11 protein-coding genes are annotated in these 13,972 nt (G+C 70.1%); 5 read left to right on the plus strand and 6 right to left on the minus strand.

What is annotated here, in order from left to right; genetic code table 11:
* Positions 1–3: 3 nt before the first annotated feature.
* The 6 genes from ACT54L_RS18560 to ACT54L_RS18585 all read right to left on the minus strand — a co-directional run bounded on the left by ACT54L_RS18560 (position 4) and on the right by ACT54L_RS18585 (position 4,658).
* A complete protein-coding gene (locus tag ACT54L_RS18560) occupies positions 4–369 on the minus strand; it encodes a cupin domain-containing protein (protein ID WP_476087108.1) in 366 nt (121 codons plus the stop codon).
* 24 nt (positions 370–393) lie between these two features.
* Positions 394–1,680: a TRAP transporter large permease gene (locus tag ACT54L_RS18565; RefSeq protein WP_476087109.1), complete on the minus strand. Its 1,287-nt coding sequence runs from the start codon at positions 1,678–1,680 to the stop codon at positions 394–396.
* Between the two features lie 134 nt (positions 1,681–1,814).
* On the minus strand, positions 1,815–2,315 hold the full coding sequence (locus tag ACT54L_RS18570) for a TRAP transporter small permease subunit (RefSeq protein ID WP_476087110.1): 501 nt from the start codon (positions 2,313–2,315) through the stop codon (positions 1,815–1,817).
* Positions 2,312–3,067 (minus strand): IclR family transcriptional regulator, encoded by a 756-nt coding sequence (locus tag ACT54L_RS18575; RefSeq protein WP_476087111.1) that lies wholly within the window; start codon positions 3,065–3,067, stop codon positions 2,312–2,314. Before ACT54L_RS18575 ends, ACT54L_RS18570 begins: the two co-directional genes overlap by 4 nt.
* A 400-nt stretch (positions 3,068–3,467) precedes the next feature.
* Complete coding sequence (locus ACT54L_RS18580; RefSeq protein WP_476087112.1) at positions 3,468–3,668, minus strand: hypothetical protein; 201 nt, start codon at positions 3,666–3,668, stop codon at positions 3,468–3,470.
* Positions 3,669–3,689: 21 nt separating this feature from the next.
* Complete coding sequence (locus ACT54L_RS18585) at positions 3,690–4,658, minus strand: agmatine deiminase family protein (protein WP_476087113.1); 969 nt, start codon at positions 4,656–4,658, stop codon at positions 3,690–3,692.
* 164 nt (positions 4,659–4,822) lie between these two features.
* On the opposite strand from ACT54L_RS18585, the gene ACT54L_RS18590 reads away from it, so the two are divergent.
* The 5 genes from ACT54L_RS18590 to ACT54L_RS18610 all read left to right on the plus strand — a co-directional run bounded on the left by ACT54L_RS18590 (position 4,823) and on the right by ACT54L_RS18610 (position 13,968).
* Positions 4,823–6,466: an ATP-binding domain-containing protein gene (locus tag ACT54L_RS18590; protein ID WP_476087114.1), complete on the plus strand. Its 1,644-nt coding sequence runs from the start codon at positions 4,823–4,825 to the stop codon at positions 6,464–6,466.
* Between the two features lie 83 nt (positions 6,467–6,549).
* A complete protein-coding gene (locus ACT54L_RS18595) occupies positions 6,550–6,831 on the plus strand; it encodes a hypothetical protein (protein WP_476087115.1) in 282 nt (93 codons plus the stop codon).
* Between the two features lie 105 nt (positions 6,832–6,936).
* Complete coding sequence (locus tag ACT54L_RS18600) at positions 6,937–9,633, plus strand: PD-(D/E)XK nuclease family protein (protein ID WP_476087116.1); 2,697 nt, start codon at positions 6,937–6,939, stop codon at positions 9,631–9,633.
* Positions 9,626–12,856 carry a UvrD-helicase domain-containing protein gene (locus ACT54L_RS18605; RefSeq protein ID WP_476087117.1) on the plus strand — a complete coding sequence of 1,077 codons (3,231 nt, stop codon included), beginning with the start codon at positions 9,626–9,628 and terminating at the stop codon, positions 12,854–12,856. The genes ACT54L_RS18600 and ACT54L_RS18605 overlap by 8 nt, the downstream gene beginning before the upstream one ends.
* Positions 12,857–12,951: 95 nt before the next feature.
* On the plus strand, positions 12,952–13,968 hold the full coding sequence (locus ACT54L_RS18610) for a helix-turn-helix transcriptional regulator (RefSeq protein WP_476087118.1): 1,017 nt from the start codon (positions 12,952–12,954) through the stop codon (positions 13,966–13,968).
* Positions 13,969–13,972 lie beyond the last annotated feature (4 nt).

Genomic DNA, 13,972 nt, shown 5'->3' on the forward strand with positions numbered 1-13,972 from the left:
GGTTCAGACCTTCTCGGCATAAGGGGGGGCATAGATCACGAGCACGCGCACCGGCTCGTCGCTGACGGCGGTGAAGACATGCTCCATGCCGGCGGGAAAGAAGCAGGCATCGCCGGGTCCCAGATGCAGCGTCTCGCCGTCCACCTCGGCGGTGGCCGCCCCGGAGAGCACGTAGCAGACCTGCTCGATGCCATCATGATGATGCGGATGGGCGCCGGCGCCCTTCTCGATGGTGCCGAGCACCACTTCCAGCTGCTCGGCGCCCACCGTCTCGCGGCTGATGAGGCGACGGTTCACGGTGCCGGAATGGTTGACGGGAGAATAGGTTTTCACCTCGGCTTCCCGAACCATGTAATTGCGCTTCGTCATTGTTTTATTCTCCTTGGTTTCCTGTCACTTCATGGTGCCGGGCAGCCACAGAACCAATGCCGGGAAGGCAATGAGCAGGCCGATCACAATGATATGTGCGATGACATGGGGCGCGATGCCGGAGAAGATCTCTGCGAGCGGGCGGCCGCTGTAGCGGGAGACCACGAACACGTTCAGCCCGAGCGGCGGGGTAATCATGCCCACCTCCGCCGTCACCACCACCAGCACGCCGAACCACACCGGATCGAAGCCCAGCGCCTTGATGGCGGGCACCGCGATGGGGACCGTCAGGATCAGGATCGCCAGCTGATCCATGAAGCAGCCGAGCACGATGTAGAGGGCCACGATCAGGGCCATGATGATGTAGGGCGACACATCGAGCGAGGTGACGAACGACACCGTGCCCTGGGTCACCTGGGTCAACGTGAGGAAGAAGCCGAAGATGCTGGCGCCGATCACGATCATCAAGATCATGCAGGTGGCCCGCGCCGCCCGCGTCAGCACCGACACCAGGGTGGTCCAGGTCAGCTTGCCCACCATGGCCGTGAGCACCAGCGCGCCGAAGGCCCCGAGCGCCGAGGCCTCGGTGGGCGTGGCGATGCCCAGATAGATCACGCCGGTCACGATCAGCAGCAGGGCCAGCATGGGCCCCACCTCGTGCAGGGCCGTCAGCTTCTCGCGCCAGCTGTAGCTGCGGGTCGCCGGGGCGAGCGCGGGGTCGCGCCAGATGAGGACATAGATGGTGGCGATGATGGCGGCGGTGACCAAAAGGCCGGGAATGACGCCGCCGATCAACAGGTCGGCGATGGAGACCTCGGCGATGATGCCGTAGAGCACCAAGGCGATGGAGGGCGGAATGAGCATCGCCAGCGTGCCGGAAATGGCCACCACGCCGCAGGAGAAACGCGGCTCATAGCCCGCCCGCAGCATGGCCGGGATGGAGGTGGCGGACAGCGCCGCCGCGGAGGCCGTGCTGGACCCGGAGATGGCGCCGAAGCCCGCCCCCGCGAGGGCCGTGGCCACCGCGAGCCCGCCCCGCACCCGGCCGATCCATACCGACATGGCATGGAAGAGGCCATCGGCGATGCCGCTGGCCACCACAAGCTCGGCCATCAGGATGAACATGGGGATGGCGATGAGCTCATAGGAATTGGCCACCGAGAACGGCGTCGTCTCCAGCACGCCCACCATCGCCACGCTTCCCGCCGTGGCGAACAATCCGGCCGCGCCGGCAATGGCGAGGGCGAACCCCACGGGCGTGCCGATGGCCAGCAGCGCAAACAAAAAACCGATGACCAGGACCGGCGTCATGGCGTTTCCTCAACTGTTCTTGGGTGTGTCCGGGCCGCGGACGCTGTGCCCTGTTTGCGCTCTTCCGGCGCTCTTCTGGCGCCGGTGCGGCGCCCGTTCGGTGCGGGCCGGCGCGGGGGCGCCGACGCGGCCGGTCAGACGTGGTGCTCGTTGGTGACTTCGGGTTGGATCAGGCGCAGCACGCACAGCAGCAGGATGGGGGCTGTGCCGAGGGGCACGATCCAATAGGCAAGCCAGATGGGCCAGGGGATCAGGGTTGCCATCACTTCCATCTGGGCGGTGCTGGCGATGGCGCGCATCACGCCAGTCCACAGCACCACCGCGAACAGGATGGCCGACAGGCCATAGCTGATGCGATCGAACAGGCGGCGCGTCGCCGGCTTGGCCCGCAGGTAGAGAATATCCACCCGCACGTGCTCGTCATGCCGCAAGGTGTTGGACAGGCTGAAGAAGAACACGCCCACCATGAGGTAGAGCGAGATCAGGTCATAGGAGAAGCTCAGCGGGCTGTTGAAGAGATAGCGCATGCCCACATCGGCGAACACGATCACCATCATCGCGAACAGGAAGGCCGCGGCGACCATCAGCAAGACTTTTTCAAACCGGGCAAGCGCCCGGGAAAGGGCCAAAATCACGGGGCGTCTCCCTGTCCCTCGAAGCTGGATCGGATCCTTTGAACGGCTTCGGCGATGTGCGCGGCGGTCTCGGCGCGCTTGTCCATGAGGCGGTAGTTCGGCCCCGCCACCGACACGGCGAGGCGCTCCCCGTCCAGGATCAGCGGCATGCCCACGCCCAGCACGTCGGGCGTGAATTCTGAGAGGTTCTCGAACCAGCCGCGCGCCGTGGAGGCCAGGATGTCCGCCTCCACGGCGGCCGCGTCGGGCAAGGTGGCCGCGCTATATTTCTCGAACGGCAGCGAGGCGTAGAGCCGCGCGCGCTCCTCCGGCGTGTAGCAGCTCAAGATGGCCTTGCCGGCGGAGGTGACCTGGATCGGCCGCCGCTCCCCCGCCTGGGCGAAGTAGCGCACCGGATGCCGGCTCTCCAGCGCCTCCAGATACACGATCTCCGCATCGGAGCGGTGGGCGAGCAGCACGGTTTCCCCCGTCTGCTCCTGGAGCCAGGTGAGCGCGGGGCGCAGACGGTCGATGAAGGGGTCGTTTTCGGCAATGTCCTGGGCGAGCGCCAGCAAGCGACGGGTGGGGTAGTAGCCGCCCCACAGCCGCATTTCGTGAATGAAGCCCCCCGCTTCCAGCGTCTCCAGCAGATTGAACGTGGAGGACTTGGGCAAGGCCAGCGCCTCGCTGATCTGCGACAGCGTGCGCGGCCGTCGCACCTTGGCGAACAGCTCGAGAATGGCGAGGAGGTTTTCGGCCTGTTTCACGATCATGAACAATTTTTCTAATACACGAACAGCACTGTCAATAGAGGTAACGTTGTGCATCGCCGAAGACGTGAGCTGCACTGCGAAGGGCATCGGTCGGAGGAGGGGGCGAGAAAAGGAGGGCTGCCGCCCCCGCCGGGAGGGCGTGCGCGGCCGTCGCGCCGCCAGGAAGGCCATGACCCTTGGATGCCGCGGCCCTCGGGGGCGGAGCGAAGGAGAGGGGTAATCGGGCCGGGGAGGCGGGGAGGGCGCGGCGTGACCGCAGCCGATGGATAGGACCGGGGGGGACTGCGCCGTGTGGCGCGGGCCGGAGACGGCAGGCTCGGCGCCCCCTCTGGGCACTTTGGGGGAATGGGTCGAAAGGACGGGGCCGGGAGGTTGCCCTCCCGGCCGTCGTGGGGGCGGCCTATTTGCCGCCGGTGGGGTCGGTCTCGTCCGGCCGGCGTTTCGCCGGCTGAGACTGCGTTTCGCCGGCGGGCGTGCCGGCGGCGGGAGGCGTTTCCGGGTCCGGGGACGTCTCCTTCCGGGCCTTTCCGGGGGAGATGATGACGACGTCACCTTCGTTCCACTGGAAGCGGCTGGCGCGGTCTCGTTTTTCGTCGGTCATGTCTTCCTCCTTTCGTTTGGGTCAGACATTCAGGGTGGAGCAGTGGATGCCGCCGCCTTCGAGGATCAGGGCGGGCAGCTCCAGGCAGATGATGTCTCGGTCCGGAAAGGCCGATTTCAGCCTGGCCGCCGCCGCCGCGTCGCGGTCCTTGTCCCCGAAGGCGGGAACGATCACGGCGCCGTTGATGACCAGAAAATTCAAATAGGTGAGGGCATCGTACTTGCCCTTCCTCTGGGTCGTGGGCGGCGCGATGGGGATGAGGTCAAACGGTGCGCCATTGGCTTGGCGGGCCGCCCGCAGGGCCGCCACATTGGCATGGTCATCGCCATCCACCACTACGACGCCGGGCGCGACGAAGCGGGCGATCCCGTCCACATGCCCGCGGGTGACATCGCCAGGATCGGTGGAGCCGGGCAGCCAGACCACGTGGGTGGCCCCGGTCTGCGCCTTCAGCAGCGCCTCGGCGGCGGCCCGATCGAGCGTGCGGTTCCGCCGGTGATGCAAGACGCAGCTTTCCGTCGTCATGAGGGTGCCGGCCCCGTCGACGTCGATCGCCCCGCCCTCAAGCACGAAGCTGGCCTTGCCCGCCGTCTTGCCCAGATGCTCCCGGGCAAAAAGCGCGGCCAGATCGCGATCCGCCTGATAGCCCTTGCTGCAAAATCTCTCGCCCCAGACGTTGAAATTCATGTCCAGCCAGGAATAGTCCTGCGGGGTGGTCCACAGCGGAAGGCCCAGCGTGTCGCGGGGCCAGATGCCGAAATGCGGCAGGAACAGCGGCTCCATATTGCCGGTGCAGATGGCCTCGGCCTGCGCGCGCTCCGGGGTGTTGAAGAGCATTGTCACGGGCTCATACTGGGCGATCACCCGCGCCAGCTTCACCAGATCTTCCCGCACCGGGCCAAGGCTCGCCTTGGGAACAGCGGGGTCATAGGAGCGCCCGAAGCTCAGATAAACCCGTTGCTGCGCTTCCCATTCTGCCTTCATCCGCATCGCCGTCTCCTTCGCCGCCGCGCCGCCCCGTGCCGTCGAACGCCGAGAACCCTAGGCGGCAAAAGCGTCAGAAACGGTCGTATGACAGACAAGGCCAGGACCGCTTGTAGCCGGCCGCTTCTACCCTTAAGACGCGCATGTCAGCGTGTGTGGAGACCTGTGGCGTGGCGCAGCTTTTTCCCTCGGACATAACGCCGCTCCACCTTTCGCTGGGCGAAACCGCCGAACTGCGCACCCTCGACCTGCTGCGCCGGGCCCTGCCGCCGGACTATGCGGTCTATCATTCCGTCCACTGGTCTCTGTCCACCAGCGCCCGGGTGATGTTCGGCGAGGCGGATTTTGTCGTCGTCAACCGCTCGGGCGACGTGGTCATCATCGAGCAGAAGGCCGGCCGGCTGGAGGAGACCTCCGAGGGGCTCGCCAAGCGCTATGACACCGCCGCCCCCAAGCTGGTGGCGCCGCAGATCCACCGGAACCAGGATGGCCTGCGCAAGCAGTTCCTGCGCCAGACCGGCCATCCGCTGACCCTGGATTATCTCTTCTATTGCCCCGACCACCGGCTGCAGGGGGCGGTGGGCGCGGGCCTGTCCGCCGACCGGGTGGTGGATGCGACCGCGGCGGAGGCGCTGCCGGAGCGCATCATGGCGCTCCTGCCCGCCGGCACCGATGGCCGCGAGGGAGCGCTGGTGCGGCGCTTCTTCGAGAATCTGTTCTATCTGGTGCCCGACATCCACGCCCATGTGCGCGCCGGGGAACAGGCCATGGCACGCATCGCGGGCGGGGGGCTGGCGGGGATCGTGGGGGCCATCGAGATGAACCCCATGCGCTTGCGGGTGCGCGGCACCGCGGGCAGCGGAAAGTCCGTGGCGGCGCTGAACTGCGCCGCCCAGGCGGTGGCCGATGGGCGGCGCCCGCTCCTGGTGTGCTTCAACCGGCCGCTGGCCGAGCGTCTGTGCGCGGTGGCCCCGCCGGAGTGCATGGTGACCACCTTTCACGGCCTTTTGGACCGGTTCCTGGCCTCGCGCGGACAGGCCATCGATTTCAGCGCCATGTCCCGGCCGGGCTTCTGGAGCGGGCTTCAGGAACGGGTCATTCTGGAACGCGTGCCCGATGACTGGCGCTTCGACACGCTCATCGTCGATGAGGGCCAGGATTTCGACGCCGACTGGCTCGACATCCTCCAGCTCTTCCTGACGGAGGCGCCCCACATCCTGTGGTTCGAGGACCGCGACCAGGACATCCGGCATGGCAAGGAGACCGGGCGCGGCATCGAGGAGGCGTTCCGCGCGCTCAGCTTCGTGACCTTCAACGCCAAGGACAATTATCGCACCCCCCAATCCATCGCCGCCTTCATCCAGGATCGGCTGCCGGGTTTTGCCTTCGAGGCCCGCAGCCCCTTGCCCGGACTTGGCGTCGGCGAGCACCACTGCCGGACGTCCGCCGAGGTGGCCAGGCGGGCGGGGGCCGTGGTCACCGAGCATCTGAAGCAGGGCTTTCGGGCGCAGGACGTGGTGGTGCTCTCGCTGCGCGGCCTTGGCGCGGCGACGCTGGCGCATGCGGCCAAGGTGGGCGCCTTCACCCTTGCCCGCCCCACCGGTACCTATGACCCGCAGGGCAACCAGCGCATGGACAGCGGGCAGATCCGGTTCGAGACCATCTTTCGCTTCAAGGGGCAGGAGGCGCAGGCGGTCATCATCACCGACGTGCCGCCCGATTTTGCGGACACGCCCGCCGCCCGGCTGCTCTTTACCGCCCTGACGCGGGCCAAGGTGCGCGCGGACATTCTGTATGGCCCCGACCCGGATTGATGCACGACCGGACGTGTCGTGTGGGGCGGGCATGACGGTGCCGTCGAGGATCGGCGATGGCCGCGGTGAAACGGGGATGGGCGATGACACAGACAGAAGACGACGCGCAGCGCACCATCCGCCGCCTGGAAGCCCAGAATGAGCAACTGACGGCGATGGTGAAGGACCTGTATCGCATGTTGACGGATGTCCAGGACCAGGCGAGCCGGCTCGCGGCCCTGTTGGCGGCGGCCGATGAGACGGCTGGCCCCCGTACGCCGCCATCGGGGTGCGGCGCGGGGGCGGCGGCCCGGGAGGGCGACGGCGACAGCGCGCCCGCAGCCGCTCCCGGCCCGTCCGGCCTGCCGTGTCCGTGCGCGCCATAGCGCCGGTGAAACGGCCGACCTCGTTGTTTTGAGATCTGTCCGTCAGTCAAGCCGGTTCCCGCTTCGTCCGGGACCGCAGGGGAACCGAAGGGGCGGGAGAGCGCGATGTTCCAGGGGGTCTTGGCCTGTCAGGCCGGCGGCTTCATGTCGGCCTATGTGCCCTTGCAGCGGGCGCTGCTGGAACGGGCCTATCTGCCCCGCACGGTGCCCCCGTCGGCGGCCTTCAGCGAAGCGGTGCGTCCCCATCTCGCGTCGGGGCCATGGGCGGCAAGCTTTGCCGTCGCGCCGGGCGAGACGGCACGGGCGGTGGAGCGCGCCCTGCGCGACCTCATGCTGGCGAGCGGGACGTTGCGCCCGGAGGCCATCGATCCCTCCCGCCTCGATCCCAGTGCACGGGCGCATCATCATCTGACCGCCCTGCTGGATCTGTGGCGCCGCATCGGCGATGTCCTGCCGGAGGACCTTGCCTATCTGCGCCCCATCCTGGAGGCGGAGGTCGGCGACGCCATCGATCGGCTCCATGTCATCCATGATCCCGCCGATCCCGACCTCTGCGCGGTCGAACGGGCCGTGCTCGACACCCTGGTGCGCCATCACGGCGCCCCCGATGACCTGGACGCCCGCCGGGCCGAGCTGATCGCCGCGCGGGATCGCCGCCACGGCCGGCCCGGCTCGGCCCTGGCCCACCTGCAGGACACGTTCCTGGCCCAGGCGGCGGAGCGGCGGGCGCTGGACGAGAGCGTTCAGGTGTACGGCCTGCGCGATGCCGCTGCCGAGGCGGATTTTGCCGCCAGCCTCGCCCAAAGCTGGCTGGATGGCGCGCCGGACCTGGCGCCGGCGGACATCGGCCTCCTGTTGCCGGCGGGGCCGCATTATGTGCCGTTCGTGCGGGAGGCCTTCGCCCGCGCCGGCCTGCCCCTGTCCGGCCTGCCGTCCGAGGGGGAGCGGCGGGACCTGGCCGGAGAATGCCTGCTGCATTTCCTCACCGGCCTGCGCCAGCCGGCCCCGGCCATGGCACTCGCTTCGCTGGTGCGCTCGCCGCTGATGCCGTGGTCCCCGAAGGACGGACGCCGCTTGTCCGATGCGGTGATGGAGGGCGCTCACGACCTCGCCGACGTGGTGCGCCTCACCGGCCCCGCCCTCGCCATGGCACGTCTGCTCGCCGACCGGCGCGTCCCCAAGGGGCACGATGCCGCCGAGCGGCTGTCGGTGCTGCTGCGGAACCTGACGCGGGAGGACGCCTTCGCCGACGAGGTGGCCCGGCTCGGCGAACTGGCACGGCAGATCCAGCTTCCCCTGTTCGCGCGGCCGGCCGAGGCGGACGTGCCGTGGGAGGATCTTCTGGCCGGCATTCCCGTCGGGGCATGGCGGGATGGAGGAGCGGGGCCGGCGCTCATGGACGGCGTGAGCATCCGCGTGGACGGCGAGCCGCCGTCAGGTCCCGTCCGCCACCTGATCGTGCTGGGTTTCAGCGCCGGCGCCTTTCCCGCCGCGCCGGCGGTCAGTCCCCTGTTCCTGGACAGCGAAGTGGCCGAGATCGGCGCCCGGTGCGGCGTGCATCTGCCAAGCCAGGGGGCGGAGCTTGCGCGGCGGCTGCGGGTGCTGCGGTCCCAGCTGGCGGCGGTGCGCGAGCGCCTGGTGGTTCTGGTGCCGTATCGCGACCTCATGGGCGGCCGCAGTGCGCCGTCCGCCTCCCTCGCCTTTCTGGCGCGCAGCTTTCAGGGCGTCGAGGACCCCGAGGACCTGGTGGTCGACCTCGCCGACGAGCGCGCCCTGCCGGCGCGCGCGCTGCCGGTGGCGCCGGAAACCAAGAGCGCCTGGCAGCCGCCGCCGGCCGCCCCGTCCATGCTCACCCTGGGCGTCGACCTCCTCATGCTGCGGACGGATAAGGACGGCCAGGCGCGCGCCCAGTCACCCACCCGCCTCGACACCCTGCTGGTCAGCCCGCTCGCCTGGCTGCTGAACGAACTGGACATCCTGGACCGGCCGTGGGCGCCGGAGACTCTGGACGTGCTGACCATCGGCAGCCTGTTCCACAAGGTGGTGGAGCAGTTGTTCCCGCCCGACGCCGCCCTGCCGTCGGAGGCGGACATCCGCGCCCGGCTTCCCGGCCTGCTGGCGGCGGACATCCAGGCCATGGCGCCTTTCCTGGCCGCCGCCGGCTGGATGGTCGAGCGCCAGTCCCTGGAGCGCGACTTCCTGAAGGCGGCGCTGTCCTGGCGGGCGACCCTGGAGGCGCTGGGGGCCCGCATCGTCGCCAGCGAGCTGCCCCTGCGCGGGACCGCCCTCGGCGTGCCCTGCCGGGGCTTCGTGGACTGCCTGCTGCTGCTGCCCGATGGCAGCCTCGTCATCGTCGACCACAAGACCAGCGCCGCGCGGACCCGGCGCACGCGCATGGAAAGCGGCTTTGACCTCCAGGTGGACATTTATCGCAGCCTTGCGGCCCAGGCCGCGGCCCACCCGCCCTCCGACGAGGGCTTGGAGGTGAAGGCGCTGACCCGGCCCGGCCGCATCGGCGTCGCCTATCACACCACGCGGGACGGCACCGTGTTGCTGCACGGCCTCTCGCTTGCCGCGCCGCCGGCCGGCGTCGAGGTCATCGACGCCGACATCAGCACGGCCGCGACGGCCCGGATCACCGAGGAGATCGCCCGCCTGCGGGCCGGGCGGCTGCATCTGACCGGGGAGGATGAACTGGCCCTGCTGGAGAAGGCCGGGGTCGGGCTCTATGCGATGGAGACCAGCCCCCTCGTCTCCCATTTCACGCCGCCCGCGCCGGCGCAGGAGAGCGACGATGCCTGATGTGAGACTCGTGCCCGCCGGCGCCGGCGCCGGAAAGACCCACCACATCAACCAGACCCTGCTGGACTGGGTGAAGGCGGGGGTGGTGCGCCCCGAGCGCATCCTCGCCGTCACCTTCACCGAGGCGGGGGCGGGGGAGTTGCGCCAGCGCATCCGTGCGAGCCTGGTGGCGGACGGGCGCATGGAGGCGGCCCTGGCGGTGGATCGGGCCTATGTTTCCACCATTCATGGCCTGGGCCTGCGCCTTCTCACCGAGCACGCCTTTGCCGCCGGCGCCTCGCCCGCCCCGCGCCTCTTGTCGGACGAGGAGCGGGACCTCCTGATCCGAAACGAGCTACCCCACGCCGAGGACCTCCACGCTGTGGCGGCGGACCTGCCGCGCTACGGCTATCGCTTCGCGCCCGGAAGCTCCGCGGAAGCCGATTTCCGGGGCCGGGTGTTCGAGACCGTGTCGCTGCTGGCGACCCTCGGGCCGCGCGGGCTCGATCCAAGCCTGCCCGAGCGGGCCGAGGCGGCCATCTGCGCCGGCTATGGCACGCCACAGGGAGAGGCGAAGGCCCTCGCCGCACGCCTTCATGGGGCCGTCCGCGCGCTCCTGGCCGCCTTTCCCGACAGCCTGTCCCGGCCGGACCAGAATGCCTCCGCCCGCAGCGCGTTCCGCGATGATTACCAGGCGCTGTGCGCGGCGCGCGACCCGGCGCGCCTGGAGCGGGACTGGGACCTCTGGGTGGCCCTGGCCGGGCTGCGCCAGAGCCGGCGGGGAACGCCGACGCCCGAGGGATACGACGCCCTCGCCGACGCTGTCCGGGAGGGGGCCGCCGCCCTCTCCAGCCATCCCGGGCCGCTGGAAGAGGCCTGCCGCCATGCCCGGTCCCTCATCAAGGGCGCGCAGCAGATCCTGAAGGGCTATGCCGCCCGCAAGCGCGCGCTCGGCGTCATCGACTTCACCGACATGGTGGCCGATGCGGGCCGCCTGCTGCGGGAGGAGCCGAAGATCCGCGCGGCGGTCCTCGGCGAAATCGACTGCGTCATCGTGGATGAGTTCCAGGACACCAATCCGGCCCAGTTCGCCCTGCTCTGGCCGCTGATCCAGGGCGCGCCCCGCGCCATCATCGTGGGCGATGTGAAGCAGGCCATCATGGGGTTCCAGGGGGCGGATGCGCGGCTGATGGAGGCCCTGGTGGCGCGCTTTGCGTCCGGCGTCGCGCCGCTCGACCGCAATTGGCGTTCCTCGGCCCGCATCATGGATTTCGTCAACGGGGTGGGCGCGCGCCTGTTTGCCGGCGGCTACGATGCCCTCTCGCCCACCCGGCCGGCCGGTGCCGGCTCGGCCCTGGAGGTGGTGGCAACCCAGGCCTCCCGGCGGGGCAGGGGAGAAGTGCGACCCCCTCATCACCTCGCCGCCCATGTGCACGATTTCCTGGCGCGGCCGGACGTTGAGATCCGCGATCGTTCCTCCGGCGCGGCGCGCCGGCCCACCGCGGGCGATGTGGCGGTGCTATGCCCCACCAACAGCCAATGCCTGGCCTATGCCAAGGCCCTGGCGCAACTGGGCGTGCCCGTGCGCGTGGCGGGGGTGGATTGGTGGGGGAGCCCCATGGTCGCGGCCGCCCGGTTCGCCCTCCAGGTGGCCGATGATCCCGAGGACCGCCACGCCGCCCTGTGCTTTGCCACGCTCGGGCCGCCGGCCCTTCCCCTGGAGGAGGCCCTGAAGCAGATGCTGGCGGGGGGCGCCCTCGACCATCCCGCCCTGGATCGCCTGCGCGCCCTGTCCGCCACCACCCAGGGCCATACGGTCCGCGCGCTTCTGGGCGCGGCCATCGCGGCGGCCGGCCTGCGGGAGTGGGCCGACCTCCAGGAGGACCCGGCCCAGGCCCGCGCGGACTTGCTGCGCCTGGAAGCCGAGGCGGAGGGCTTCCAGGCTGCGCACCGGGACATGCGGGCGGCCGCGGGCTTCCACGGCTTCGGCGTCAAGGTCTTCCTGGGCTGGATGGACTCCCGGCGGGATGAGCGCGGCTTCGACCAGCGGCCCAATCCCACCGGGAATGTGGCGGACGGCGTCGAAGTGGTGACCTGGCACGGCGCCAAGGGCCGGGAATGGCCGGTGGTGGCGGTGGTGGGCCTCGACCATGATTTCGGCCCCCGCGCGGGAGGCTGGCGGGCCGTGTGCGCGGATTATGGCGACCTCGACGGCATGCTGGAGCGGACCCACCTCGCCTTCACGCCAAAATTCCACGCCGGCGACGTGAACGAGCGCTTCCTGGCCGCGGAGGCGCCCCAGGCCGAGGACACCGCCCGGCGCCTGCTCTATGTGGCGCTCACCCGGGCGCGGGACGTGCTGGTGCTGGAATGGCCGGAAACCTTCGCCCAGAAAGCGGAGGCGGGAGAAAAGCCCCCCTTCAGCGGCAGTGCCCTGCTGGCCGCCTGCGGCATGCGGGTGGAGCCGGGAAAGATCCGGCTGGGCCAGGCGACCTTTCCCGCCCGTACCTCCTTCTGTGGCAAGGAAATGCCGCCGGAGTTCGCGGGCGCGGGGGCGCCGGGGGGGCGCGCGCCCGGCTTGGCGCGGCTCGGCCGCCGGGCCATCGCCGTGCGGCCCATGCGGCCCGACGGGGGACCGGCCTTGCTCATGCCTTCGGGCCTGGAGGTGCCGCTCTCCGCGCCGCCGGCGGCCCTGGTGACGGAGGGGATCGCCCCGCCGCTGCCGTTGCAGCCGGAGGCCTTCGCCAGCGCCACGGACCGTGGCACCGCCCTCCACGACCTGCTGCGCATCTTCCTCCTGCGCCCGGACCTGGGCGCGCGGGCGGGGGCGCGCTCCGGCCTGGATGAGGCCACCTGCGCCATCCTCGCCCGCCAGGCGGAGGCGCTGCGCACCTGGCTGGCGGCGCGCGGCTACGGCACGCTCATGGCGGAAGTCCCGGTGGACGTGGCGCTGCCGACCGGGGCGCGCATCCGCGCCACCCTCGACCTGGTGGCGCAGGGCAGCGCGGGCCTCGCCCTCATCGACCACAAGAGCGATGCCGTGTCCGATTGCGAGGCCCGTTTCGTCCACCACTGGCCGCAAGTGTCCGCCTATGCGGCGGCGCTGCGGGCCATGGGATTTGCCCACGAGCCGATCCTGGCCGGCATCTATTGGCTGGGGCGGGGGGCGGTGACGTTCGGGACCGTGACGGCGGGCCTGCCTGGCACGTCGCGCGCGCCCGTGCCCTCGGAACAGGTGGCGTGAAATGGCGCCGCGCCTGTGGTTTCCTGACAAGCGCGGGGCGGGTCCGAAGGCCCGGGTGATCCTGCCGGCGACATGTGCGGCCAAGGGGTGAAAAGGTGCCGACCGATACCATCAGGCTCGAAAAGGCCGCCAACCTCCTTTCCCTCGCCCGCATGCTGGCCGCTTCGGCGGAGGGGGTGACGCTCGACGAGATCGCGCGCCATTTCTCGGTCAACCGGCGCACGGCCGAGCGCATGCGCGATGCGGTGCGGGACCTCTTCCCCGGCTATGACGTGGTGGAGGAGGGCAAGTATCGGCGCTTTCGCATCGTCGGCGGGCTCTCCGGCTTTTTCACCGCACCGAGCGTGAGCGAGCTTGCGGAGCTGGAGACCGCCTGCAAGGGCCTCCAGCAGGCCGGGCATCATCCGCGCGCCGCGCTGCTGCGGGCGCTCCAGACCAAGATCGCCGTCGCGCTGCGCGACCCGACGCGCCGCAAGATGGCAACCGACATGGAGGCCCTGTGCCGCGCCGAGGCCATCGCCCGGCATGTGGGACCCCGCGCGGTCACCGATGACGCCACCCTTCAGCTCCTGCGCGAGGCGCTGATCGCCATGAAGCGGGTGCGCTTCTCCTATCCCTGGACGGATCGGCCGGAGGGCTATGTCCGCACCGTCGTGCCCTACGGGCTCCTGTTCGGTTCCAATGCCTATCTGGTGGGCCGCGAGGCCGGGCGCGCCAACGCCGTGCTCTGGCGTCTGGACCGCATGAGCGGCCTGAAGATGACCGCCCAGGCCGGCGGCCCGCCGGAGGGGTTCGACCTGGATGCCTATGCCGCCCGCTCCTTCGGCACCTACCAGGAGGAGCCCGTGCGCGTGGTGCTGCGCTTCGCCCCAGGCGCCGCCGAGGCGGCGGCGCGGATGGTGTTTCACCCCAGCCAGGAGGTCCGCCTGCTGGCGGATGGGCGGCTGGAGGTGTCCTTCGAGGCCGGCGGGCAATTGGAGATGGTGCAGCACCTGTTCAGCTGGGGCGACACGGTGGAGATCGTGGAGCCGCCGGAGCTGCGGGCCCGGATGGTCGCCGAACTGAACAAGGCGCTGGCCGCCCATCAGGGGAAAAAGCGGACGCGCGCCTGACCGT

This window comes from Aquabacter sp. DMC10 (genome assembly GCF_056314145.1).